The following is a 25,823-nucleotide window of genomic DNA, read 5'->3' as shown; positions in this document are numbered from 1 at the left end:
TGTTATGCAAACGAGAATGCAAATTCTTCAATACATTAGGCTCATGCAGCCGATTGGAAGAAGAAACTTGTCAGCGAGTCTCGGTATGACAGAACGAGTATTGCGAAGTGAAGTTCAAGTTTTGAAAGAACAAAACTTAGTTCACGTCGCTTCTTCTGGAATGACTTTGACAGAAGAAGGAACAGCTTTAGTTCTTGCTTTGGAAGACTTTATGAAAGAAATTTCCGGGTTAAAGGTTTTAGAAAAGCAACTTAAGGAAACATTAGACTTGGATGAAGTTTTCGTTGTCCCTGGTGATAGTGATGAATCGCCTTGGGTCAAACTGGAGATGGGCCGTGCTTGTGTGACTTGTATAAAAGACCGTCTGACAGCGAATAATATCGTTGCTGTGGCTGGAGGAACTACGCTAGCTGCTGCTGCGGACATGATGCAGCTTGATTGCAAAGATTTACATATGCTATTTGTCCCAGCACGTGGTGGAATTGGAGAAGGCGTCGAATTAGAAGCCAATACCATTTGTGCCAAGATGGCGCAAAATACGATGAGTAATTATCGCTTATTGTATGTTCCAGACCATGTTAGTAGCGAAGCATATGCGTCTATTGTGACAGAGCCTTCCGTGAAAGAAGTTCTTGAGTTGATTCGATCTTCCAATATCGTCATTCATGGAATAGGTGATGCGTTAACAATGGCACGTCGCAGAAATACTTCAGAAGCAGATTGGTTAAAGATTCAAGCAAGCGAAGCAGTAGGCGAAGCTTTCGGTTACTACTTTAATGAACAAGGAAATGTTGTTCATAAAGTAAGAACAGTTGGTATGCAACTTGAGGATTTACAACATGTATCTCACGTTGTTGCAGTCGCTGGAGGTTCTTCAAAGGCAAAGGCAATACAGGCTGTAATTAAACAAGGGCACACTTCAATTCTAATTACAGATGAAGGTGCAGCAAAACAGTTAACAAAGGGTATTACCCTTTAATATAATCCCCCAAGGAGGAAATTCAAATGACTAAAATTGGTATTAATGGATTTGGACGTATCGGACGTAACGTATTCCGCGCAGCTCTTAACAACTCTGAGGTAGAAGTAGTAGCAATCAACGACTTAACAGATGCTAAAACATTAGCTCACCTTTTAAAATATGACACAGTTCACGGAACTTTAAATGCAGAAGTATCTGCTAACGAAAACAGCATCGTTGTTAACGGTAAAGAAATTAAAGTTATCGCTGAGCGCGACCCAGCTCAATTACCATGGAGCGACTACGGAGTAGAAGTAGTAGTAGAATCTACTGGCCGTTTCACTAAAAAATCAGACGCTGAAAAACACTTAGGTGGATCAGTTAAGAAAGTTATCATCTCAGCTCCAGCTTCTGACGAAGATATCACTGTAGTTATGGGTGTTAACCACGAACAATACGATGCAGCTAACCACAACGTAGTATCTAATGCTTCTTGTACTACAAACTGTCTAGCTCCATTCGCTAAAGTATTAAACGAAAAATTCGGCGTAAAACGCGGAATGATGACAACAATTCACTCTTACACTAACGACCAACAAATCTTAGACTTACCACACAAAGATTTACGTCGTGCTCGTGCAGCAGCTGAAAACATGATCCCAACTTCTACTGGTGCAGCTAAAGCTGTAGCATTAGTATTACCAGAACTTAAAGGTAAATTAAACGGTGGCGCTGTACGTGTTCCAACTGCTAACGTTTCTCTTGTTGACTTAGTTGTTGAACTTGACAAAGAAGTAACAGTTGAAGATGTAAACGCAGCATTCAAAGCAGCAGCTGAAGGCGAATTAAAAGGTATCCTTGGATACAGCGAAGAGCCATTAGTATCTATCGACTATAACGGATGTACTGCTTCTTCTACAATCGATGCATTATCTACAATGGTAATGGAAGGTAACATGGTTAAAGTACTTTCTTGGTACGATAACGAAACTGGTTACTCTAACCGCGTAGTAGACCTAGCAGCATACATGACTTCTAAAGGTCTTTAATTCTTAATTATATAAGTAATAAATGACAAAACGAGGGAGAGGGTTTGTTCCCTCTCTCTCTTCTTTCGTTTTAAAAGCAAATGTGTTAAGCTTTTGAGTGGGTTTTGTCAATCCTAACTAGTAGTCGGAGGGAAATCCAATGAACAAAAAATCAATTCGTGACGTAGATTTAAAAGGTAAGCGTGTATTTTGCCGCGTTGATTTCAACGTACCTATGAAAGAAGGCAAAATTACAGATGAAACTCGTATCCGTGCAGCTCTTCCTACAATTCAATATTTAGTAGAGCAAGGTGCGAAAGTTATTTTAGCAAGTCATTTAGGCCGTCCAAAAGGTCAAGCAGTAGAAGAATTACGTCTTACTCCAGTAGCAGCACGTTTAGGCGAGCTTCTTGGTAAAGATGTTAAAAAAGCAGACGAAGCATTCGGACCAGTTGCACAAGAAATGGTTGCAGCAATGAACGAAGGCGACGTATTAGTTCTTGAAAACGTACGTTTCTATGCGGGCGAAGAAAAGAACGATGCAGAACTTGCGAAAGAATTTGCAGCACTTGCTGATATCTTCGTAAACGATGCATTCGGTGCAGCTCACCGTGCTCACGCTTCTACAGCAGGAATCGCAGACTACCTACCAGCAGTATCTGGTCTATTAATGGAAAAAGAGTTAGATGTACTTGGAAAAGCACTTTCTAATCCAGAACGTCCATTCACAGCTATCATCGGTGGTGCGAAAGTAAAAGATAAAATCGGTGTAATTCGTCATCTATTAGACAAAGTAGATAACTTAATCATCGGTGGCGGACTTGCTTACACATTCGTTAAAGCTTTAGGTCATGAAATTGGTCTATCTCTATGTGAAGACGACAAGATCGAACTAGCTAAAGAATTTATGCAACTTGCAAAAGAAAAAGGCGTAAACTTCTACATGCCAGTTGATGTTGTAATCACAGAGGAATTCTCTGAAACTGCAACAACTCAAATCGTAGGTATCGACTCTATCCCTTCTACTTGGGAAGGCGTGGACATCGGTCCTAAAACACGTGAAATTTATGCAGATGTAATTAAAAATTCTAAGCTTGTTGTATGGAATGGACCAATGGGTGTATTCGAAATGACTCCATTCGCAGAAGGTACAAAAGCAGTAGGACAAGCATTAGCAGATGCAGAAGATACATACTCTGTTATCGGCGGTGGTGACTCTGCAGCAGCTGTTGAAAAATTCGGTATGGCTGATAAAATGAGCCACATTTCTACTGGCGGCGGTGCGTCATTAGAATTCATGGAAGGTAAAGAGCTTCCAGGTGTAGTTTGTCTTAACGACAAATAAGTAGCAGCCAAAGAAAAAGGACGGTGCAAAGCATGCGTAAACCAATTATCGCAGGTAACTGGAAAATGAATAAAACTCTATCTGAAGCAGTTAGCTTCGTAGAGGAAGTTAAAGGTCAAATCCCAGCAGCTTCAGCTGTTGATGCAGTAGTTTGCTCTCCAGCTCTATTCTTAGAGCGTTTAGTAGCAGCGACTGAAGGAACTGACTTACAAGTAGGTGCACAAAATATGCACTTCGAAAAAAATGGTGCATTCACTGGCGAAATTAGCCCAGTAGCACTTAGCGACTTAAAAGTAGGCTACGTAGTACTTGGCCACTCTGAGCGTCGTGAAATGTTTGCTGAAACAGACGAGTCAGTAAACAAAAAGACTCTTGCAGCATTTGAACATGGTTTAACACCAATCGTATGTTGTGGTGAGACTTTAGAAGAGCGCGAAAGCGGAAAAACATTTGATCTAGTAGCAGGTCAAGTGACAAAAGCACTTGCAGGTTTAACAGAAGAGCAAGTTAAAGCAACTGTTATCGCTTATGAGCCAATCTGGGCTATCGGTACAGGTAAATCTTCTTCTTCTGCAGATGCAAACGAAGTATGTGCGCACATCCGTAAAGTTGTTGCAGAAGCTGTTTCTCCAGAAGCTGCAGAAGCTGTTCGTATTCAATACGGCGGTAGCGTAAAACCAGAAAACATTAAAGAGTATATGGCACAATCTGACATCGACGGCGCTTTAGTTGGCGGTGCTAGCTTAGAGCCTGCTTCGTTCTTAGGTCTTCTGGGGGCGGTAAAATGAGAAAGCCAACAGCTTTAATCATTCTTGATGGTTTCGGACTACGTGAAGAAACTCACGGGAATGCTGTAGCACAAGCTAAGAAACCTAATTTTGATGGTTACTGGAACAAATTCCCTCACACAACGCTTACAGCTTGTGGCGAGGAAGTGGGTCTTCCAGAAGGCCAAATGGGTAACTCTGAGGTTGGTCACTTAAATATCGGTGCTGGCCGCATTGTATATCAAAGCTTAACACGCGTAAACGTTGCAATTCGTGAAGGCGAGTTCGATCAGAACGAAACGTTCCAAAATGCAATTAAAAGCGTAAAAGAAAAAGGTACTGCTCTTCATTTATTCGGTTTACTTTCTGATGGTGGTGTGCACAGTCACATGAACCATATGTTTGCTCTTCTTCGCTTAGCAGCAAAAGAAGGCGTGGAGAAAGTTTATATCCATGCATTCCTAGATGGCCGCGATGTTGGACCACAAACAGCAAAAGGTTATATCGATGCAACAAATGAAGTGATTAAAGAAACAGGAGTAGGACAATTCGCGACTATCTCTGGTCGTTATTACTCTATGGACCGTGACAAGCGTTGGGATCGCGTAGAAAAATGTTACAGTGCTATGGTGAATGGTGAAGGCCCTACTTATAAATCAGCAGAAGAGTGTGTAGAAGACTCTTATGCAAATGGTATCTACGATGAATTCGTATTGCCGTCTGTAATTGTTAACGAAGATAACACGCCAGTTGCAACAATCAATGATGATGATGCAGTTATCTTCTATAACTTCCGTCCAGACCGTGCAATTCAAATTGCTCGTGTATTTACAAACGAAGACTTCCGTGAGTTCGATCGTGGTGAAAAAGTACCTCGCATTCCTGAATTCGTTTGTATGACACATTTCAGTGAAACTGTAGATGGTTACGTGGCATTCAAGCCAATGAACCTTGATAACACATTAGGTGAAGTTGTTGCGCAAGCGGGATTAAAGCAACTTCGCATCGCGGAAACTGAAAAGTATCCGCACGTTACATTCTTCTTTAGCGGTGGTCGTGAGGCTGAATTCCCAGGAGAAGAGCGTATCTTAATTAACTCACCGAAGGTTGCAACGTATGACTTGAAACCTGAAATGAGCATTTACGAAGTAACGGACGCTTTAGTAAATGAAATCGAAAATGATAAACATGATGTTATCATTCTTAACTTTGCGAACTGTGATATGGTTGGCCATTCTGGGATGATGGAACCAACAATTAAAGCAGTAGAAGCAACTGACGAATGTTTAGGAAAAGTTGTAGAAGCGATTCTTGCAAAAGATGGTGTAGCACTTATTACTGCTGACCATGGTAATGCTGATCAGGAGTTAACTGCTGATGGTGGACCAATGACAGCTCATACAACTAACCCGGTTCCTTTCATCGTTACAAAAAATGACGTAGAGCTTCGTGAAGGTGGTATTTTAGGAGATATTGCCCCAACAATGCTTACACTTTTAAATGTGGAACAACCGAAAGAAATGACAGGTAAAACAATTATTAAATAATTTGCTTATATAAAAAGGAGAGAATTTATTATGTCAACAATTATTGATGTTTATGCTCGCGAAGTCCTTGACTCTCGTGGTAACCCAACTGTAGAAGTAGAAGTTTACACAGAAAGCGGCGCTTTCGGACGCGCTATCGTACCAAGTGGTGCATCTACTGGTGAGCACGAAGCAGTAGAATTACGTGACGGTGACAAATCTCGTTACCTTGGTAAAGGTGTTATTAACGCAGTAAACAACGTTAACGAAGCAATCGCTCCAGAAATCGTTGGTTTCGATGTAACTGACCAAGCTGGTATCGACCGTGCTATGATCGAATTAGATGGCACTCCAAACAAAGGTAAACTAGGCGCTAACGCTATCCTTGGTGTATCTATGGCAGTAGCTCACGCAGCAGCTGACTTCGTAGGTCTTCCATTATACCGTTACCTTGGTGGATTCAATGCAAAACAATTACCAACTCCAATGATGAACATCATCAACGGTGGTTCTCACGCTGATAACAACGTAGACTTCCAAGAGTTCATGATCTTACCAGTTGGTGCTCCAACATTCAAAGAATCAATCCGTATGGGTGCTGAAGTATTCCATGCACTTAAAGCTGTATTACATGACAAAGGTCTTAACACTGCAGTAGGTGACGAAGGTGGATTCGCTCCGAACCTTGGTTCTAACCGTGAAGCATTAGAAGTAATCATCGAAGCTATCGAAAAAGCTGGTTACAAAGCTGGCGAGAACGTATTCTTAGGAATGGACGTTGCTTCTTCTGAGTTCTACAACAAAGAAACTGGTAAATATGACCTTGCAGGCGAAGGCCGTACTGGCTTAACTTCTGCAGAAATGGTTGATTTCTACGAAGAGCTTTGCAAAGACTTCCCAATCATCTCTATCGAAGATGGTTTAGACGAAAACGACTGGGATGGTCACAAATTATTAACTGAGCGTATCGGTGATAAAGTACAATTAGTTGGTGACGACTTATTCGTAACTAACACACAAAAACTTGCTGAAGGTATCGAAAAAGGTATCTCTAACTCAATCTTAATTAAAGTTAACCAAATCGGTACTTTAACTGAGACTTTCGAAGCTATCGAAATGGCTAAACGTGCTGGTTACACAGCAGTTGTATCTCACCGTTCTGGTGAAACTGAAGATGCTACAATCGCTGACATCGCAGTTGCAACTAACGCTGGCCAAATCAAAACTGGTTCTATGAGCCGTACTGACCGTATTGCTAAGTACAACCAATTATTACGCATCGAAGACGAACTAGGCGAAATCGCTGTTTACGATGGTATCAAATCTTTCTACAACATCAAACGATAATTGTAGAAAATAACGACAGACCGTGAGAAATCACGGTCTGTTTTTTTATGCTTAAAATTGCTCATCCGTCATAAGTGACATGAAATGTTTAAAGAAACGGTTATAATCAAAATCAATTGCAATTTGATGACTCGGCCAATCGGTAAATGGTTTAGATTCTCCTAAAGAGCGAAATTCTCCAATGCTTGCTCCTTGTGCATAGGATTCCGTCATGACAACGATAGGTGATTTGTGATACGTAAACATAGAGTTATCAAGTAAAGCGAGTATTGGCATTGTGTCATGAAAGGGGCTTCCTTTTAAATCTGGTAAGGCATTTTTATAATATCCGTAGTAATAATGATCAAATAACGGTTTGACAAGTGGGGCTTTTCCTTTTGCTTCGATGTATTCAGCCATTTCTGGTGTAATGACGGAATATTGAGTGACGTTTAACGGGTATATATACATGTTAGCTGTGGATTGAAGGACTATATTAGCGGCAGTAGGATCGCCATAAAAGTTTGCTTCGGAAATAGGTGTCACATTACCAGGATGTAAAAAGGCACCGCCCATTACATAGTAAGATTTAATTTGCTTCATTAGCTGTTTACATAGGATGAATAAAATGGCGAGTGAGGTAAGTCTTCCTAAACTTACAATGATTAATTCATCTTTATGTTGCTCAATAAGAGGGATAACTTCAAAAAAATTCTCCATTTCTCCGTTAGTGACATTCTCCTTTGGAATAATTGGCCCGAGCCCTTGTTTCCCGTGTACATTCGTAAAGAAAGCAGGAGGGGCACCAGTAAGCGGTTGCTCTGAACCACCAAATACTTTAATATTTCTATTTTTTGTTTCGTGCTTAAGAAAATGAGCATTTTGTACGGCCATTTCTTTTGGAACATTGCCGTAATCAGCAACAATGCCGATGATTTCTATTTCATTGATAAAGAATGCTAAGAGGAGGGCCATCGCATCATCAATCCCAGGATCACAAAAAATAAGAACTTTTTTGGGCATATGTTCACCACCTATCTTATTCATATATATGTAAGCTTAAGGATAAAAAGATTATTTTATTGAAATAACAACCTTATAAATTCAGAAAATAAAAACTTCTTATATTAGGTCAAGGTTTTTGACTTAATTTCTACGCAGAAATCCAGTCATATCAAGGTTGTAAGCGTCTAACATAGGCTGTTTTTGCTGTCAAGGTGATAAATTGCAGCTTTTTACAATTTATACTATGATAAAGATATTAAGAGAAGATCGTATAAACATGAGGGATGATGAACATGAAATTTACAAAGATTCTTGTCCAAATTGCTGCTCTTTACGTCTTTTATATGGTTGGAACTTGGGTGCAAGAAATGTTAAATATCCCCATTCCAGGAAGTTTGATTGGGATGTTCCTCTTACTTGTTTTACTTAGCCTAAAAGTTCTTCCAGTGAAATGGTTCGATTTAGGAGCAGAAACACTCGTTGCTATTATGCCGTTTTTATTAATTCCGCCAACGCTTGGCCTAATGAATTACGGTGCTTTTTTTATGAGTAAAGGAATTTCTCTTTTCATTACAATTGTAGCGAGTACATTTTTAATTATTATTGTCGCAGGACATACAGGACAATATCTTGCGAATAGAAAGGAAAGAGAGTCGCGATGAGCCAAATATTAATCGGAATTGGTTGGGTTCTTTTTACGGTGCTATTATACCAATTATCTAAAAAAATCTATAAATTATTTCCAACACCATTCACCATTCCAATGCTTGTAGCAACAGGATTAATGGCTTTCTTATTTATCATGCTTGATATACCATATCAACATTATATGGAAAGTGGTGGCGGCTGGATTGCCAAACTGCTCGGACCCGGTGTTGTAGCATTTGCAATTCCTCTTTATAAACAACGTCACGTTCTTCAAAAGTATGTTGTACCGATTGCTGGTGGCGTATTAGTAGGTACAACAGTTGCCATTGCGAGTGATTTTGCCATTGCAACACTTATGGGAACGGATAAAAGCTTAATTTTATCTTCTTTACCAAAATCGGTGACAATGCCAGTTGCAATGAGTGTTTCAGAGCAAGTTGGTGGTGTACCGTCATTAACAGCAGCTTTTGTTGTTATCGCAGGTATTACTGGAACGATTACCGGCCCGCTTTTATTAAAATGGAGCCGCGTTACAAACTCAGTTGGTAAAGGTATCGGATTTGGATGTGCTTCTCATATTATGGGTGTCATGAGAGCGATGAAAAATAATGAACATGAAGGTGTTATTGGATCGGTAACAATGACATTAACAGCAATTTTGACATGTTTGCTCGGGCCGTTATTTGCAATGATGTTTATGTAATAGAAGAAAAGCGAGAGCGACTCTATAGCTCTCGCTTTTCTATAGAATTTATGCTACAGTTAAAATAACTGAATCTTTGTAGGAGGTACGCCAAGTGCATACGTTATTATCCGTTTTACTTATTATTGTATCGATTTTAATGATTGTTATGGTACTTATGCAGTCTAGTAATAGCTCAGGCCTTTCAGGTGCAATTTCAGGCGGTGCAGAGCAATTATTTGGTAAGCAAAAAGCACGTGGAATTGAAGCAGTATTAAACCGTATTACAATTGTTTTAGCCGTTCTATTCTTCGTATTAACAATTGCTGTTACGTACTTAAATTTATAGAATTGAAAGAAGAAGCGTTAGTAAGTTGTACTAATGGTTCTTCTTTTTTTATTTTGCCATTTGAAAGATGTTTCTAATTAGATTATAGAAATATAAATATGGTACACTAAGATATAGAAAGAATACGACTAGATTACAGAAGAGAAAGAGGAGAAGTACATGATGAAATTAGCATCTCCGAAACCATTTACATTTGAGGGTGGAGACCGCGCTGTTTTATTACTACATGGTTTCACAGGAAACTCAGCTGATGTACGTATGTTAGGGCGTTTCTTAGAAAAGAAAGGCTACACTTGTCATGCACCAATTTTTAAAGGGCACGGTGTACCACCAGAAGAGCTTGTTCATACAGGTCCTGAAGATTGGTGGCAAGACGTAATGGAGGCATATCAGCTTTTAAAAGATAAAGGCTTTGAGAAAATTGCTGTTGCTGGACTATCACTTGGCGGCGTATTTTCTTTAAAATTAGGTTATACAGTACCGGTTTTAGGTGTAGTACCAATGTGTGCACCAATGTATATTAAGAGTGAAGAAACGATGTACCAAGGTATATTGGCATACGCCCGCGAATATAAAAAACGTGAGCAAAAATCACCAGAGCAAATCGAACAAGAAATGTTGGAATTCCAACAGACACCGATGAATACATTAAAAGCATTACAACAATTAATTGCTGACGTACGTAACAATGTGGATATGATTTATGCACCAACATTTGTTGTACAAGCACGTCATGATGAAATGATTAATACAGATAGTGCTAACATTATTTATAACGGTGTAGAATCTACGTTAAAAGAAATTAAATGGTATGAAGACTCTACGCATGTCATTACACTTGATAAGCAACGTGACGAGCTACATGAGGATGTATATAACTTCTTGGAGCAACTAGATTGGTAAGATCTAGTTGCCTCTTTTTTTCATAAGGGAATTTTTTATGGAAGCTGTAAAAAAATCATTGGGAGATGATTGAAGTTTCGCTTTATACATCCCCCATCTTTCGGATACACTAAATAATATAAGGGTTTAAAGGAGGTATTTCTGCTTGGAAGAAATCATACAAGAACATATTGATAAGTTGTTATTATTTATGAGAGAAGAAGCGTATAAACCGCTAACGATACAAGAGTTAGAAGAGGCATTTGGAATTGAAGGTTCTGAGGGCTTTAAAGATTTTGTAAAGGCACTTGTAACGATGGAAGAGAAGGGACTTGTTATTCGTACACGTAGCAACCGTTACGGTCTTCCTGAAAAGATGAATTTAGTACGTGGTAAGTTAATTGGTCATGCACGTGGCTTTGCATTCGTTGTACCAGACGAGAAGAAAACGGGAGACGATGATCTTTTTATCCCGCCTACAGAGTTAAACGGTGCACTTCATGGCGATACAGTATTAGCACGTGTTAGCGCACAATCAAGTGGATCACGCCAAGAAGGTTCAATTGTACGTATTTTAGAGCGCGGCACGAAAGAACTAGTTGGTACATACACAGAATCGAAAAACTTTGGATTTGTTATACCTGACAATAAGCGCTGGACGAGTGATATCTTTATCTTGAAAAGTGCATCAATGGGAGCTGTAGAAGGCCATAAAGTAGTTGTAAAAATTACGAGCTATCCAGAGAACCGTTTAAGTGCAGAAGGTGAAGTAATTCAAATTCTAGGTCATAAAAATGATCCAGGAGTAGATATTTTATCTGTCATTCATAAACATCATTTACCTTTAGCATTCCCTGAAGAAGTGATGGAGCATGCGAACAGTGTACCAGAAACGATTTCAGAAGAAGATTTAAAAGATCGTCGTGACCTGCGTGACCAAATGATCGTAACGATTGACGGTGCAGACGCGAAAGATTTAGATGACGCTGTTACAGTAACGAAGCTTGAGAACGGTAATTACAAGCTTGGCGTTCATATTGCGGATGTAAGTCATTACGTTCAAGAAGGTTCGCCAATTGATGTAGAAGCAGCGGAAAGAGCGACGAGTGTATATCTTGTTGACCGTGTAATTCCGATGATTCCGCATCGTCTATCTAACGGTATTTGTTCGTTAAACCCGAAAGTAGACCGTCTGACGTTATCTTGTGAAATGGAAATCAACAACTTAGGTGACGTTGTAAAGCACGAGATTTTCCAAAGTGTGATTAAAACGACAGAGCGTATGACGTATGCTGACGTAAGAAGCATTTTAGAAGATGAGGACGAAGATTTAATCAAACGCTATGAGCCGCTCGTACCGATGTTTAAAGAGATGGGGCAATTAGCGCAAATTCTACGCGAAAAACGTATGCGCCGCGGTGCAATCGACTTTGACTTTAAAGAAGCGAAAGTATTAGTAGATGAAGAAGGAAAACCGACAGATGTTGTCATGCGTGATCGTTCTGTATCAGAGAAGTTAATTGAAGAATTTATGCTTGTTGCGAACGAAACAGTAGCAGAGCACTTCCACTGGATGAACGTACCATTCATGTACCGTGTCCATGAAGATCCGAAAGAAGATAAGCTGGAACGTTTCTTCGAGTTTGTAACGAACTTCGGATATGCAGTGAAAGGACGTGCGAATGAAATACATCCTCGTGCGCTCCAACAAATTCTTGAAATGGTTCAAGGACAGCCGGAAGAAGTAGTTATTTCAACAGTAATGCTTCGTTCAATGAAGCAAGCACGTTACGATGCGGATAGCTTAGGACATTTCGGTTTATCAACTGAGTTCTACACACATTTCACATCACCAATTCGTCGTTACCCAGATACGATCGTTCATAGATTAATTCGTGAATACATCATTAACGGTAAAGTCGACCATGAAACACAAGCAAAATGGCGCGAAAACTTACCTGAGATTGCAGAGCATTCTTCTAATATGGAACGCCGTGCTGTTGAAGCAGAACGTGAAACAGACGAAATGAAAAAAGCAGAGTATATGGTTGATAAGGTCGGCGAAGAGTATGACGGTATGATTAGCTCTGTAACAAACTTCGGTTTATTCGTAGAGCTTCCAAATACAATTGAAGGTCTTGTACACGTTAGCTACTTAACGGATGATTACTACCGTTATGACGAGAAACATTTCGCAATGATCGGAGAACGTACAGGTAACGTATTCCGCATCGGAGACGAAATTACAATTCGTGTTATTAACGTAAACAAAGACGAGCGTGCAATCGACTTTGAAATCGTTGGCATGAAAGGTACACCTCGTCGTAAGTTCAAAGATCGCCCAGTCGTTATCGAACAGCCAAGAACAGGCAGAAAGAAACGCGGTGGACGTAGCGAGCGCAGTAATGAGCGCGGCGGCGAACGTGGCACAGGTAGAAAATTTGACCGTGGTGGCAAAGGAAAAGGAACAGGCACAGGAAAAGGAAGAGGATCCGCTTCTGCGTCAGCATCCGCTAGCCAACCAGGGAAAAAAGATGGTAACGGCAAGAAGAAAAAAGCATTCTTCGAAAACGTACCAGGATTCAAGAAGAAAAAGAAAAAGCGTAAGTAAGAAAAGGAGGGCTTCGCTTTGATGAAAAGCGGGGCTTTTTCTTTTTTATTGGTGGCTTGAGAGCGAGCCGCTTTCGCTTTTTAATGTAATCCAGCTACAGTGGCTAGAATCCATTGGCCATTTCACGCCCTCGGACGAAGCAAAAAGCGCTTCTCTGTCGGGAGTTCCAATGTCCAAGGATTCTGAGCGAGCCACTTTCGCTTTTTATTAACATTTGTTACAATGGTAAAAATAGAGGAGGGACGTTATATGCCAAAGGGTACAGGTAAGGTTATTGCACAGAATAAAAAGGCATTTCATGATTATTTCATCGAAGAAACATACGAGGCAGGGCTTGTCCTTCAAGGAACGGAAATTAAGTCGATTCGTGCTGGACGCGTGAACTTGAAAGATGCATTTGCTCGTGTACATAATGGTGAAGTATGGGTTCATAATATGCATATTAGTACATATGAGCAAGGGAATCGTTTCAATCATGATCCACTTCGTACAAGAAAGTTACTTCTTCATAAAAAAGAAATTGAGAAGTTAACGGGTGCTTCAAAAGAAACAGGCTATGCATTAGTTCCAGTTAGAATTTATTTAAAAAATGGATTCGCGAAAATGGCACTTGGTTTAGCAAAAGGTAAAAAGCAATATGATAAGCGTAACGATTTAAAAGAGAAAGAAGCTAAACGTGAAATTGCACGCGCGTTCCGTGATCGTCAAAAGATGTAATACAGATATTTACATTTGTAAAACGGCGCGCGTATGATATAATAACTTATGTAAGATTGTTGCACATTGAAAAACAGCTCTTAGTAGCTATCACGATATTTTCTTCGTATGCTCCATTTTTATCATGGGGACGTTACGGATTCGACAGGGATAGTTCGAGCTTAGGTTGCGAGTCGAGGGGATCGGCCTCGTTAAAACGTCAAAGCCTATAATTGGCAAACAAAACAATCTTTCTTTAGCTGCTTAATTGCACTAAAGGTTCCTCCCTCCATCGTCCATGTGGTAGGGTAAGGGACTCAAACTAAGTGGACTACGCCGGAGTTCGCCGTCTGAGGGCGAAGGAAGAGAACAATCAGACTAGCAACTTGGAAGCCTGTCGATAGGCTGAAGAGTTCGCGAAATGCTAATATATCGACTACACTCGTAGAAGCTTAAGTGCCGATATTTTTGGACGTGGGTTCGACTCCCACCGTCTCCACCAATACATAACTGTTTGGTGGTTTTTTATTTTTGTAATTTAAACCATAAGTTGGCCATTTTGGACAATTTATGGTTTTATTTATATTAGGTCAGTTTATGGTTTATTGGTTCTGTTTTGGAAATATTTCTATTTATAAATTTCTGAAATATATAAACTTTCTGAGAGTAAGTAAAGATAATGGGAGGAGTTATAAATATGATTCTAGGAGAAATAACAGGAACAGATTGGGCATTTATTGCTACATTTTTTGTTACAGCTTGCGCGGGTATAATGGCACAATATGCTTCCCACCATTTCACAAAAAAGCGAGAAGAGGAAAAATCTTTAAAAGAATGTTATCAAAATCTATATTCCCCAATTTTATATGAAGTAACAAAGTACATAGATATAGAAACCGTGTATAAGGGAGATATGTTAAAGGATAAATTTAAAAAGGAAACAGTTTTTGAAGGAATCTAAAAACATATTCAATTAAATTTAAAATATGCCCCAATTGAATTAATTCGTGCGTATGATGCGGTGAGAAGAAGCGAAATATACGAAGATTTTAAAGGTGATGAAGAAGCACTTACAAAAGCGGATTTATGTTTTACTTTTTTAGAGGAATTAAATTTTTTAAACGTGAAGCTGGATATGAACTATAGTTATGAGGAGATTTTAAAATATAGAATTTATTATAGTCTTTGGATTTTTGTATATGAGTACTCTGATTTCAATTTAGCTAATAATGTATTAAAGCATAAATGGACGTTTAATCAAGAAGAGTTCACTGAAGAACTAGTGGTGGAGATTGTTCAATTAATAAAGAAGGATAAATCTGAAAGAGTTTCAACAATGAAGTATTTCATAAATAATCTTTTAGTTCGTATAATTGCAGAAAAAAATAAAGATGCATTCCAACCTACTGAAGATTTGCATCAATTGTTACTTGAATTTATTAAAATGGAATTGAATTCTGATTTGGTACAGTCTTGGAATCAAGAATTAAAATTATAAAAAATAAACAAAATTGGTTATAAAGAGAAGTATAAGGTATCTTTCTCTTTTTAGTGTATTTAATAGGTATGTTTATATCAAAAAGATGGTATGTGTGGGTAGGAATTCGTTATTGAATGGAGCATAGAATAAAAAGATACTTTCATATAGAAGGTATCTAATTTTTAACTAGACAGAAAAGAGACCGTAATTGGTACGGCCTCAAAGTGTTATGTATTATATTGAAAATTAATTTGAATTTCAAATTTTTGATTTGATGAATTCCAAATTTTTATCCACCATCCATCAACAGGAATGTCGTCGTAACCATCAGAATATCTTTGGCCATCAAATTTTTCAACCAATGAAAAGCTGTAAGCATGGTCTTTCTGTAATATAATATTTCTAACATCTCGACGATTATTTTTGTTAACATTCATTGTATATTCTCTAAGTGCTTCATGATTGTAGTTGGAGAAAAGGTTACTCCCATATACATTATCTTCGATTTTTAAAAAAGTAACTGAGTTATTTTTCTTCATCATACCCCCAAAAACTTCGGCATGGTTTTTATTTTTAAAAATAATTTTTTTAATTCCATTAGTTGAGTTTCGAGCAATAACTGTTAAATCTATATGAATTTGACGTTGCGTTTTGTCATTATGGAGAAAATATCTCCATGATGCATTATCGTAGTAAACATCTTAGCTAGGAGTAGGATCCTTTTTAAAAAATACATTATATAACTTTTGATCCACCGAGTCATCGTTCAATTATGATGGTTTTACGAGAATATGTAAGAAGAAATTTTCGATTACCCCATAACATTGTAGTTGATGGTGGAAAAGAATTTCATAGCTTATATTTTGATGTATTATGTGCTCAAAATAGGATAATAAAAAAGATAAGACCACCGGCTAAAGCTAGATTTGGAAGTGTTATAGAACGTTTATTTGGAACAACTAACTCTTCTTTCATACACAATTTGCAAGGAAATACCTAGCTGACAAAAGAGGTAAGGGTTGTTACCAAGAGTACAAATCCGAAAAATTCTGCAATCTGGACGTTAGAAAAGTTAAATACTTTGTTTTATGAGTGGATTGAGCACTATGAAAATACGATACATGCTGGATTAGGAACAACACCTGAAAAACAGTTTGAGCTAGGAATTGCATTGGGAGGAGAGAGAGAAATGAATTTTATTTCATATGATCAAACTTTCATCTTATCAACTCTGCCATCTACAACTAGAGGAAAAGGTTTAGTTCAGCCAGGTAAAGGAGTTGTGTTTAATAATGTTTGGTATTGGAATGAAGAATTTAAAAATCCAAAAACGGAAAAAACAAAGGTTGATTTAAAGTATGATCCTTTTAACGTTGGAATCTTATATGCATATGTAAATAAGAGGTGGATTAAATGCATATCAGAATACCATTATCTTCTTGATGGGAAAACACATAAACAGCTGCAATGTATTACGGAAGAAATTAGATATAAATTAAATATTAAAGGAAGAGTAAATTTGAAACACATAGCAAGTTTTATAACAACAATTGAAAATCATGAGAAAGTAATGAATCAAGCTTTAATAGAGAAAGAAAACCGAAAATCTCGTATTACTTTTGAAGAAATTGGATTGGAAGAGAATATAGCTTCTCAAAAATCCAATTTTGATTCAAGAAAAATTGATGTGAATAATATTCCAAACTTCAAAGTCATTGAAGACTAAAAATATTAATGAAGAGGGGTGGGGAATTTGGTTGAAAATATGTTACCTACAGGGAAACAAACTTTAGAAGAGAAAGTAAATAAGTTTAAAAGAGTAAAGATAATCCATCCTAAAATGAATCAAGTAATGTCGGAACTTAAATCATTGATAGAGAAACCTTCTGGTAATGAAATTATTATGGTTTTGGGACCATCAGGTGTTGGGAAATCAACGCTTATAGAGGAATTAAAAAAAGAAATTATAAATAACTTATTTGATGAATTAGAGAAGGAGAGGTCTATTCTTCCTTTTGTATCTATAGAACTTATATCTCCTGATAGTGGTATTTTTAATTGGAAGGACTTTTATGTAAGAGTACTGCGAGCTATGGAAGAGCCATTAATTGAAAAGAAAATTATATATGAAAATAATAGCGAACCAAAAAAGAGGGATAAGGTAACAGTGGGACAGGGGCATTATTTAACTTCTCCGGCGCTAAGAAGGTCATTAGAAAATGCTTTTTATTATCGGAAACCAAAAGTGTTTATTGTCGATGAAGCTCAGCATTTTACTAAAGTGCCATCAGCAAGAAAGTATTTGGATCAGCTAGATTCACTTAAATCATTATCTAATCTAACAAAAGTTCCACAATTACTAGTTGGTACATACGAACTTAAGAACCTTGTAAATTTAAATGGGCAACTAGCGAGAAGAACCTTTGACATACATTTCCCTAGGTATGACATATCTAACAAACAAGATTTCATCAATTATTTAGGTGTTATTAAAGGTCTTTTTGAATATCTTCCTATAGAAACATCATCTTCATTATTGGAAAATTGGGATTATTTATATGAAAGAACAGTAGGATGTGTAGGGATATTAAAGGATTGGTTAACAAGAGCGCTGAGGTTAGCTTTAGAAAATAATGAGAAGTCATTAAAAATTCAACATCTTAGAAATACGGCTCTTTCTATAAATAAGGTATCTAAACTTGTTGATGAACTTTCACAGGGAGAGGCTTGTTTCATAGAGAATTCAGATAAGATATTGGATGTAAGGATAAAGTTAGGCCTTGATAATGAAAATGTAAATCAAAAGGGTAATTCAAAGAAAAAGAATGTTGGTATTAGAAATCCTAAAAGAGATAAAGTAGGCGGAATGAAGGATGAATAATATTAAAATATTTGAAGAAAAACAAGCTGTTTATTCATTGTCGAAAAGGAGTGAGTTTTATGCCTTGGAACCTATAGGAATTGGAACAGATAGGGTAGAAGGGCTAGTAAGTTATTTAAGAAGGTTAGCGGATGCTCATAATGTAACATTACATGCCTTAGTTTCTTATATAATTAAATTACATCCAAATCAATCAGTACATCTAAATTCTACCTATTATCCGATATTGAGGAATGGTATGAGTAAAACGATGGGGCTCGTTGTAGAATCGCTGGAAGAACTAAGGTTAATTACTAACCCAAAAAATATGACAATGTTACCATGGAAAATGTAATGAGTTATTCAAATTTATTTACAAAAGAAAAAAAATGGTGTCCGATTTGTTTAGAGGAATGGAAAAATAATGGAATAAAGTGTTATGAGCCATTAGTATGGGGAATAAATTTATTAAATATTTGTTCTCAGCACAATGTAAAGTTACATCAGTTTTGTTCAAATGTAGAATGTAAGGCTTCTCAGTCGTCACGTCATGAAAAACTACCAATAGAATATTGTCAAATTTGTAATCAATGGCTTGGTATTAATAAAAATTTAGAATTAAAATTTGTTAACAAGGATATAGAAGAATGGAATGTATGGGTTGCTGATAACTTAGGAGAAATGGTAATTAAAATTTCTGATCTAAAAATACCTAAAAATAATCAAGTATATGGCATTATAGATAAGTGGATACAGGATTTTTTTCAAGGAGATAGAAGGCGTTTTTGTTATGAAATACAAATTGACAATAGTAGGCTTCAGTTAATTGAACGCGGAAACTATAGATTATCATTAAACTCTCTTTTATTATTAAGTTATCGGACAAAATTAAAATTAAATGATTTATTCTATTATGGTATAGAATCTTAAAAAGGCTAATTTTTTGTTCGTTTTGTGTAGAATGACAATAAAGTTGTTTAATTCACAACATAGTCATTTAAAAAATAATAAAGTTATTTAAAAATCTTTCTTTCAAGCGGTCAAAAGGTATTTTCAACTTAGTACAGAACTATATCATAGTAGGTTGACATAAAATAGGTTGGATAAAATCGATATGAATAGGGAGAAAAATACCGATGGATTGCTTAGTTGCAAAGGGTAGTATTTATTATGAAATCGTAGGGGATGGCTTTCCAATATTAATAATGCATTCAATGGGTACAGACCATAAATCTATGAAAGCCTGGATAGAGCCAATTTTTGATAAGATTCAGGGTTTTCAAAGGATATATATAGATTTACCTGCTCACGGTCGAAGTTTAATTGACGAAAATTTCAACTCTTCAGATGATATGCTTTTAAATATTTTGAACTTTATTGATATGACAATTCCTAACCAAGCATTTTCTCTTATTGGTTTTTCATTTGGAGGATATTTGGCACAAGGTGTTTTGCACCATAGACATAAAAATGTAAAGAGTATTTGTTTGTTGGCTACTTCACTTCATTTGAAAGATAGGGATCTTCCTAAAAAAATAGTTGTTACAAAAGATGAAGATTTATTAACAGAATTGGATTCTGATATAAGAATGGCTTTTGAAACATTGATGAATTATCAAAATAAAGAGAACCTTAACTACTTTTTAAACGAAATCCAACCTGGACGATTATTAGCTAATAAAAATTTTTTAATGTCAAATTGGAGAGAGAAAGGGTATTTTCTTTCTGAAGAACCGCTTAATGATGTAGGTACACTTACACAACCTGTACTCATTATTCTAGGGAAACAAGATTCAATCTGTGGTTATAAAGATCATCTTTTTCTTCTAGAAAAATTTCCGAATGCTACGTTTTCCATTTTAGATGGTGCTGGTCACATGCTTCAAATAGAAAAACGTAAAATAGTACAAGAACTAATCAAAGACTGGCTAATTAGGAGCAATTCGGTTTGCGAATCAAGCAAGTAAATACAATCGATAACTTTTTTAGCCAAATTTCCATATCTGTTGCTTGTCAGTTCATTTTGTTGTTCTTCAACTAACAGGTGCTTTAGCTTAATAAGGATTAAATAACTTTATTATTGATTTTTGGGTGCAAATGCAATTAAATGGATAGAAATTAAACAACTTTAAAGAGCCTTAGTACAATAAAATGTGCAAGGCTTTTATATATTTCATAACAAAATTCAATAACTTTATTATCACTTTACATTTTGGTCATTATACGATTAAATAATTAAGTTTTGAACATTATATGGTTAATAAGAATTAAGATATGTTATGAAATTTATTAAATACAAGCTGATAGTTGGCCAATTTATGATTTAATAATTGGCCATTATATAGTTTAAGTTACAATTTTGTATGATATGAACCATAATTTTGCCAGATTGGCGAGGTTATGGTTCTTTTTGTTTGTAGTTTTATAAAATACTTAAGTTGATGGGGCGGTACCCTTGAAACTTAAACTGAAGGAATAGTTATTACTGATAAGTAGGTAGATACTATAGCTGCTCTTAATGATTAAATAATATGTATTTAAATCTTCATATCCTTTGTGTTTCTATTCATATCTATTGTAAGATTATATAGAGTTCTCCTAATAAGCTGTTATAATGGCTTTTTTAGGGATTCCATATTTATAAATTTCGAAATATTTTTTCGAGATAATTTTTTATCTAACTAAGTTATATTGAAGTAGAGGTGAACCATCGGTGAGGCAGGTGTTAGTAATTAAGAATGAACGGTCTTTAGCGAAGAAAATCGTAAGCGGTTTAAAGAAAGAAGGCTGTTTTATTTTAAAACTTCACAATGAAAACCAAGGTTTAAATATAGTATATGAACAAGATTGGGATATTATCATATTAGATTGGGATTCATTAAGTGTATCCGGACCAGAAATTTGTAGACAAATACGACTTGTTAAAACGACACCAATCATTATTGTGACTGATAACATTTCTAGCAAGGATTGCATAGCGGGGTTACAGGCAGGAGCAGATGATTATATTAGAAAACCATTTGTGAAAGAAGAATTAGTAGCAAGAGTTCAAGCTATTTTAAGAAGAAGTGACTATAATCAGCAAAATGAGATAAACTTTTTTCAGTTTAAAGATCTCTTTGTTGATGCATCTAGCAATATTGTGAAAAAAGATGGTAAAAATCTCTCGCTTACGAAGCGTGAGTACGATTTACTTGTATTTTTAATCAAGAATAAAAATACAATATTGAGTCGTGAAATGCTTTTGAATCAGGTTTGGGGATATAACGTAGTAGTAAATCCAAATGTAGTAGACTTATATATTGGGTATGTAAGAAAAAAGTTAAAGTGCGAGAAGAAAGACAGATATATTCAAACAATACATGGCAGAGGCTATTCAATGGTTGATTGATAAAAATAAGATAATAAAATAGTTTCTGTGAAATATGAAAAGAAGGAAACTCTAAAAAGAAGATTGCTATCAGGAAATGGGCATTTTTTTGCAGTAGAAACCATGGTTTATAAGGTGCTAATCTATTGGTTAGTACGTGTGGGAGATGAATCTGGTGTGCATTAGTTGAGACCGTATCTAATTTGTTTTTAATTTTATTAACTCACACCATTCACAAGATTTTCACAGAATTAATGACTATACTTATTTACAGGATGTTCAAATGAAAATGATTATCAATAGCAATTTAGATACATGAAATTTATTATCTAATTCAATCTATGGACGTCATCATTTTCGAACTAAATTACATAATAAGGAGTATACGTATGAAAAAAACTATGCTTTTAAAATTAGTAAGTATTCTAGCAATTTTCACTTTAATGTTAGTAGCTTGCTCAGATTCAGGTAAGGAAACTTCGAAAGCTAATAAAGGTGATAGTAGTGATAAGCCAAAAACGGTTGAAATCACTGATGCTCATGGAACTGTTAAAGTCCCTGTAAATCCAAAGAATGTAGTTGCTTTAGATAATAGAACTTTTGAAACTTTAGCTGATTGGGGAATTAAATTAGCGGCTGCTCCAAAGGATATCATGCCTGCGGATTCAGCATATAAAAAAGATGATTCAGTTAAAAATATCGGGAATCACCGCGAACCAAATCTTGAAATTATTGCAGCGGCAAACCCTGAACTTGTAATCGTTGGTCAAAGATTTGCTGATCATTACGAAGAAATCAAAAAATTAGTGCCAAAAGCAGCTGTTATTGATCTTAATTTTGATGTTTCTGAGAAGGCTACTAAGCCTGGAGAAAACTTAGTAAAAGGACTTAAAGATTCTACAACTACTTTAGGGAAAATCTTTGCTAAAGATAAAGAAGCTAAACAATTAGTAGCTGATTTTGATAAATCTATTGAAAAAGCAAAATCTGCTTATAACGGAAAAGATAAAGTTATGAGTGTTATCGTTACTGGTGGGAATATTGGTTTTGCTGCTCCACATTCTGGTCGTGTTTGGGGACCAATGTATGAAATTTTCGGTTGGACTCCAGCATTAGAAGTTTCGAATTCTACTGCAGGTCATAAAGGTGATGACGTTTCTGTTGAAGCTATCGCACAAACAAATCCTGATTGGCTTTTCGTATTAGATCGTGATGCTGCAACATCTGATGCAGCTAAGTCAGCTCCTGCTCAGGATGTTATTTCTAAATCACCAGCTCTTCAAAATACAACTGCTGTTTCTAAAAAACAAGTTATTTATGCACCAGCAGATACTTACACAAATGAATCAATTCAGACTTATGTAGAGTTATTTGGAAATATTGCAAAAACTTTAGCTAAGTAGTGTAAAGGGGTACGAAACAGTGTCAAAAAATATGATTTCTAGGGTTGAGAATATTTCTCAACCCCAGTTTTATAATCACAATAAAATATGGACAAAACCTTTTATAATAGCGGTTATAGTTGTTATAATTTTAGGGGTTATATCACTGTTTACTGGAGTTTATGATATACGTGGACAAGAGGACGGAATGGAGATGTTTTTCATCACTCGTGTTCCGAGAACGGTTGCATTAATGCTTACTGGAGCTGCAATGGCGATGGCAGGACTCGTAATGCAACTCATTACACAGAATCGCTTTGTTGAACCTACTACAACGGGAACGATTGAATGGTCAGGCTTAGGCCTGCTTTTTGTATATTTATTATTTCCTGCCCCGACTTTAGTTCAAAGAATGACTGGCGCAATCATTTTTTCTTTTATAGGAACTATGATTTTCTTTTTATTTTTAAGAAGAGTTAAACTTCGTTCTTCTTTAATTGTCCCGATTATTGGATTGATGCTTGGAGCAGTTATTTCTGCAGTGTCTACGTTTATGGGACTTCTTTTTCAAATGACGCAAAGTATTGAAACTTGGTTCGTAGGTTCATTTGCTACTGTTCAGGTAGGAAGATATGAATATTTATGGCTGATTGTTATCGTTACTTTGTTTATTTTTATGTATGCTAATAGATTGACTTTAGCTGGACTAGGGGAAGATGTCGCAACAAGCCTTGGCGTTAATTACAATAGAATTGTTCTTTTTGGGACTGGTCTTATCTCTGTTGCTGTTGGAATTGTTGCAGCTGTTATTGGAAATTTACCTTTCTTAGGATTAATTGTTCCAAACATTGTTTCCATGTTTAGAGGCGATGATCTTAGGAGTAATTTACCTTGGGTATGTGTGATCGGAATGGGGACAATAACTGCCTGTGACATCATTTCTCGAACAATTATAAAGCCGTTTGAATTACCTGTTTCTTTAATACTTGCAACAGTGGGAGCGGTCGTGTTTATTACTATTCTATTGAGACGAAGAAAACCAAGGAGGCTGCGATGATCACATTAGATTATAGAAATAAAGAAAATGTCGAAGTCGATTCTAGCCTTCATAATGAAAGTAGATCAGCTAGTGCTTTTCGTTCTAAGAAGGAAGCAAGACGTTATTGGATTGTACTGACAACATTGATTGCTTTAGGTCTCCTTTCTTCATATGGACTTTTAGTTTATAACAATCCAGTTCCGATAGATTCACCTTCTTTTATCCCAGTTGTTAAGAGAAGAATAGTAGCTATTGTTGCGATGATTATTGCTGCAGTTTGCCATAGCTTATCGACAGTTGCTTTCCAATCCATTACGAATAATAAGATTATTACTCCTTCACTTTTAGGTTTCGAATCACTGTATTCAGCAATTCAAACGAGTACAATATTCTTCTTTGGTGCTAGTGCATTAATAAACTTTAATGGAATTGGATCATTTTTATTTCAAGTTGTTGTGATGGTCTTGATGAGTTTGATACTTTATGGATGGTTACTTTCCGGTAAATACGGGAATTTACAACTTATGCTTTTAGTTGGAATTATTATTGGTACTGGGCTAAACTCTGTGTCAACTTTTATGAGAAAACTACTTGCGCCTTCAGAATTTGATATTTTACAAGCGAGATTATTTGGTTCTGTTAATCATGCAGACCCTGCATATTTTCCTGTTGTAATTCCTATGATCATAATTGTAGCGGTATTAATTTTTACTCATTCTAAGAAGTTGAATGTTTTGTCATTAGGAAAGGATGTTGCTACTTCTTTTGGGGTTAAATATCAACCTAGTGTAATTTATACGCTTGTGTTAGTTGCTATTTTGATGTCTATCTCAACAGCTCTAATTGGGCCACTTACGTTCTACGGCTTTTTAGTAGCAACTTTGAGTTATCAGGCGGCGTCAACTTATGATCATAGATATATTTTCCCAATGGCGTTTGCTATAGGATTTTTAATAATGACGAGTGCATACTTTTTAATGTATCATGTATTCCATGCTCAAGGTGTAGTTTCAGTTATTATTGAATTATTTGGTGGAATCATATTCTTAACTATAGTTTTAAGGAAGAGGGCTTTATGATAAAAATCGATAATGTTAAAAAGTTCTATACTGATAAGGTGAAAATAGGACCTTTGGATATTGAAATACCAAAAGCAGGCTTTACTTCTTTAATTGGACCAAATGGCGCTGGAAAGTCTACGACACTTTTGATGATTGGAAGACTTTTAGATATGGATGAAGGTCAAATTCAAGTAGCGAATATGGATGTTTCTGAATCCAAATCAAAAGACTTAGCAAAAATTTTGACTATATTGCGACAAGAAAATCATTTTGTGACGAGGCTTACTGTTAGACAATTAGTTGGATTTGGGCGCTTTCCTTATTCAAAGGGAAGATTAACTAAAGAAGATGAGGTTATCATTTCTAAATATATCGATTTCTTAGATTTAACTAGTTTAGAGAATAGATATTTAGATGAGCTTTCTGGTGGTCAAAGACAAAGGGCATATGTAGCGATGGTATTGTGCCAAGAGACTGAGTATGTACTTTTAGACGAACCTCTGAACAATCTGGATGTTGCTCGTTCTGTTCAAATGATGGAACATTTGAGACGTGCAGCTAATGAATTCGGAAGAACAATTTTGACTGTTATGCATGACATAAATTTTGCAGCAAAATACTCTGATAAAATTTGTGCTATGAAAGATGGACAAATTGCTGCTTTTGGAACAGTAGAAGAGGTTATGGACCCAAAAATTTTGACAGATATTTTTGAAACAAAAATAGAAATTCTCGATGGTCCTTATGGTCCAATCGCTGTTTATTAATTACAAAATGAGTATGAAAAAAGCTACTGTCTATATTT

The 25,823-nt window shown here is 36.3% G+C and carries 26 protein-coding genes and 1 other RNA gene; 25 read left to right on the top strand and 2 right to left on the bottom strand.

Going from position 1 to position 25,823, the window contains the following annotated elements:
• The 6 genes from cggR to eno form a co-directional block, all read left to right on the top strand.
• On the top strand, window positions 1–979 hold a 979-nt coding region (gene cggR / locus MR113_RS13060; protein WP_242254680.1), incomplete at its 5' end, for a sugar-binding transcriptional regulator.
• Window positions 980–1,005: 26 nt separating this feature from the next.
• A complete protein-coding gene (gap, locus tag MR113_RS13055; RefSeq protein WP_000161234.1) occupies window positions 1,006–2,010 on the top strand; it encodes a type I glyceraldehyde-3-phosphate dehydrogenase in 1,005 nt (334 codons plus the stop codon).
• A 139-nt stretch (window positions 2,011–2,149) separates the two neighbouring features.
• Window positions 2,150–3,334, top strand: coding sequence for a phosphoglycerate kinase (locus MR113_RS13050; protein ID WP_001036333.1), 1,185 nt, complete (start codon window positions 2,150–2,152; stop codon window positions 3,332–3,334).
• A 32-nt stretch (window positions 3,335–3,366) separates the two neighbouring features.
• Complete coding sequence (gene tpiA, locus MR113_RS13045) at window positions 3,367–4,122, top strand: triose-phosphate isomerase (protein WP_001231042.1); 756 nt, start codon at window positions 3,367–3,369, stop codon at window positions 4,120–4,122.
• Window positions 4,119–5,648 (top strand): 2,3-bisphosphoglycerate-independent phosphoglycerate mutase, encoded by a 1,530-nt coding sequence (gene gpmI, locus MR113_RS13040; protein WP_242254678.1) that lies wholly within the window; start codon window positions 4,119–4,121, stop codon window positions 5,646–5,648. Before tpiA ends, gpmI begins: the two co-directional genes overlap by 4 nt.
• 30 nt (window positions 5,649–5,678) lie before the next feature.
• Window positions 5,679–6,974 (top strand): phosphopyruvate hydratase, encoded by a 1,296-nt coding sequence (gene eno / locus MR113_RS13035; RefSeq protein ID WP_242254676.1) that lies wholly within the window; start codon window positions 5,679–5,681, stop codon window positions 6,972–6,974.
• A 51-nt stretch (window positions 6,975–7,025) separates the two neighbouring features.
• On the opposite strand, the gene MR113_RS13030 is transcribed toward eno, so the two are convergent.
• Window positions 7,026–7,976, bottom strand: a complete 951-nt coding sequence (locus tag MR113_RS13030; protein WP_242254674.1) for a nucleoside hydrolase — start codon at window positions 7,974–7,976, stop codon at window positions 7,026–7,028.
• 275 nt (window positions 7,977–8,251) lie between these two features.
• On the opposite strand from MR113_RS13030, the gene MR113_RS13025 reads away from it, so the two are divergent.
• The 9 genes from MR113_RS13025 to MR113_RS12985 all read left to right on the top strand — a co-directional run bounded on the left by MR113_RS13025 (window position 8,252) and on the right by MR113_RS12985 (window position 15,324).
• Entirely contained in the window at window positions 8,252–8,620 is a 369-nt protein-coding gene (locus MR113_RS13025; protein WP_000673220.1) for a CidA/LrgA family holin-like protein, read from the top strand.
• Window positions 8,617–9,309 (top strand): LrgB family protein, encoded by a 693-nt coding sequence (locus MR113_RS13020; protein WP_097817368.1) that lies wholly within the window; start codon window positions 8,617–8,619, stop codon window positions 9,307–9,309. Before MR113_RS13025 ends, MR113_RS13020 begins: the two co-directional genes overlap by 4 nt.
• A 94-nt stretch (window positions 9,310–9,403) precedes the next feature.
• Window positions 9,404–9,637 carry a preprotein translocase subunit SecG gene (secG, locus tag MR113_RS13015; protein WP_000557263.1) on the top strand — a complete coding sequence of 78 codons (234 nt, stop codon included), beginning with the start codon at window positions 9,404–9,406 and terminating at the stop codon, window positions 9,635–9,637.
• 162 nt (window positions 9,638–9,799) lie between these two features.
• On the top strand, window positions 9,800–10,540 hold the full coding sequence (gene estA / locus MR113_RS13010; RefSeq protein ID WP_170956838.1) for a carboxylesterase: 741 nt from the start codon (window positions 9,800–9,802) through the stop codon (window positions 10,538–10,540).
• A 145-nt stretch (window positions 10,541–10,685) separates the two neighbouring features.
• Entirely contained in the window at window positions 10,686–13,130 is a 2,445-nt protein-coding gene (gene rnr / locus MR113_RS13005; RefSeq protein ID WP_242254673.1) for a ribonuclease R, read from the top strand.
• 249 nt (window positions 13,131–13,379) lie between these two features.
• Window positions 13,380–13,847: an SsrA-binding protein gene (gene smpB, locus MR113_RS13000; RefSeq protein WP_001123922.1), complete on the top strand. Its 468-nt coding sequence runs from the start codon at window positions 13,380–13,382 to the stop codon at window positions 13,845–13,847.
• 126 nt (window positions 13,848–13,973) lie between these two features.
• Window positions 13,974–14,328: a transfer-messenger RNA gene (gene ssrA / locus MR113_RS12995) on the top strand.
• A 195-nt stretch (window positions 14,329–14,523) separates the two neighbouring features.
• The gene (locus MR113_RS12990) at window positions 14,524–14,787 is read left to right on the top strand and encodes a hypothetical protein (RefSeq protein WP_242254671.1); all 264 of its coding nucleotides are present in this window, start codon (window positions 14,524–14,526) and stop codon (window positions 14,785–14,787) included.
• A gap of 60 nt (window positions 14,788–14,847) precedes the next feature.
• Window positions 14,848–15,324, top strand: a complete 477-nt coding sequence (locus MR113_RS12985; RefSeq protein WP_242254669.1) for a hypothetical protein — start codon at window positions 14,848–14,850, stop codon at window positions 15,322–15,324.
• 209 nt (window positions 15,325–15,533) lie between these two features.
• Here the strand turns inward: MR113_RS12985 and MR113_RS12980 are convergent, their stop codons facing one another.
• Window positions 15,534–15,845 carry a hypothetical protein gene (locus tag MR113_RS12980; RefSeq protein ID WP_242254668.1) on the bottom strand — a complete coding sequence of 104 codons (312 nt, stop codon included), beginning with the start codon at window positions 15,843–15,845 and terminating at the stop codon, window positions 15,534–15,536.
• Window positions 15,846–16,495: 650 nt separating this feature from the next.
• Between MR113_RS12980 and MR113_RS12975 the strand changes: the two genes are divergently transcribed.
• The 10 genes from MR113_RS12975 (at window position 16,496) to MR113_RS12930 (ending at window position 25,785) form a co-directional block, all read left to right on the top strand.
• On the top strand, window positions 16,496–17,032 hold the full coding sequence (locus tag MR113_RS12975) for a Mu transposase C-terminal domain-containing protein (RefSeq protein WP_242254665.1): 537 nt from the start codon (window positions 16,496–16,498) through the stop codon (window positions 17,030–17,032).
• A gap of 27 nt (window positions 17,033–17,059) precedes the next feature.
• On the top strand, window positions 17,060–18,187 hold the full coding sequence (locus MR113_RS12970; RefSeq protein WP_242254663.1) for an AAA family ATPase: 1,128 nt from the start codon (window positions 17,060–17,062) through the stop codon (window positions 18,185–18,187).
• Entirely contained in the window at window positions 18,180–18,521 is a 342-nt protein-coding gene (locus MR113_RS12965; protein WP_242254660.1) for a TniQ family protein, read from the top strand. The genes MR113_RS12970 and MR113_RS12965 overlap by 8 nt, the downstream gene beginning before the upstream one ends.
• Window positions 18,509–19,096, top strand: coding sequence for a TniQ family protein (locus MR113_RS12960; protein WP_242254658.1), 588 nt, complete (start codon window positions 18,509–18,511; stop codon window positions 19,094–19,096). The genes MR113_RS12965 and MR113_RS12960 overlap by 13 nt, the downstream gene beginning before the upstream one ends.
• 206 nt (window positions 19,097–19,302) lie before the next feature.
• Complete coding sequence (locus MR113_RS12955; protein WP_242254657.1) at window positions 19,303–20,133, top strand: alpha/beta fold hydrolase; 831 nt, start codon at window positions 19,303–19,305, stop codon at window positions 20,131–20,133.
• A gap of 746 nt (window positions 20,134–20,879) precedes the next feature.
• On the top strand, window positions 20,880–21,557 hold the full coding sequence (locus MR113_RS12950; protein WP_242254655.1) for a response regulator transcription factor: 678 nt from the start codon (window positions 20,880–20,882) through the stop codon (window positions 21,555–21,557).
• 368 nt (window positions 21,558–21,925) lie between these two features.
• Window positions 21,926–22,939, top strand: a complete 1,014-nt coding sequence (locus MR113_RS12945) for a siderophore ABC transporter substrate-binding protein (RefSeq protein WP_242254653.1) — start codon at window positions 21,926–21,928, stop codon at window positions 22,937–22,939.
• A 19-nt stretch (window positions 22,940–22,958) separates the two neighbouring features.
• Complete coding sequence (locus tag MR113_RS12940) at window positions 22,959–23,975, top strand: ABC transporter permease (RefSeq protein WP_097809432.1); 1,017 nt, start codon at window positions 22,959–22,961, stop codon at window positions 23,973–23,975.
• Entirely contained in the window at window positions 23,972–25,036 is a 1,065-nt protein-coding gene (locus tag MR113_RS12935; RefSeq protein ID WP_242254650.1) for an iron chelate uptake ABC transporter family permease subunit, read from the top strand. The genes MR113_RS12940 and MR113_RS12935 overlap by 4 nt, the downstream gene beginning before the upstream one ends.
• Window positions 25,033–25,785, top strand: a complete 753-nt coding sequence (locus MR113_RS12930; RefSeq protein ID WP_016130831.1) for an iron ABC transporter ATP-binding protein — start codon at window positions 25,033–25,035, stop codon at window positions 25,783–25,785. The genes MR113_RS12935 and MR113_RS12930 overlap by 4 nt, the downstream gene beginning before the upstream one ends.
• The last annotated feature ends 38 nt before the right edge of the window (window positions 25,786–25,823 follow it).

It is taken from the genome of Bacillus cereus group sp. BfR-BA-01379 (assembly GCF_022663605.1).
In the GTDB taxonomy this organism is placed as follows: domain Bacteria; phylum Bacillota; class Bacilli; order Bacillales; family Bacillaceae_G; genus Bacillus_A; species Bacillus_A mobilis.
This window is presented reverse-complemented; position numbering and strand designations above follow the sequence as displayed.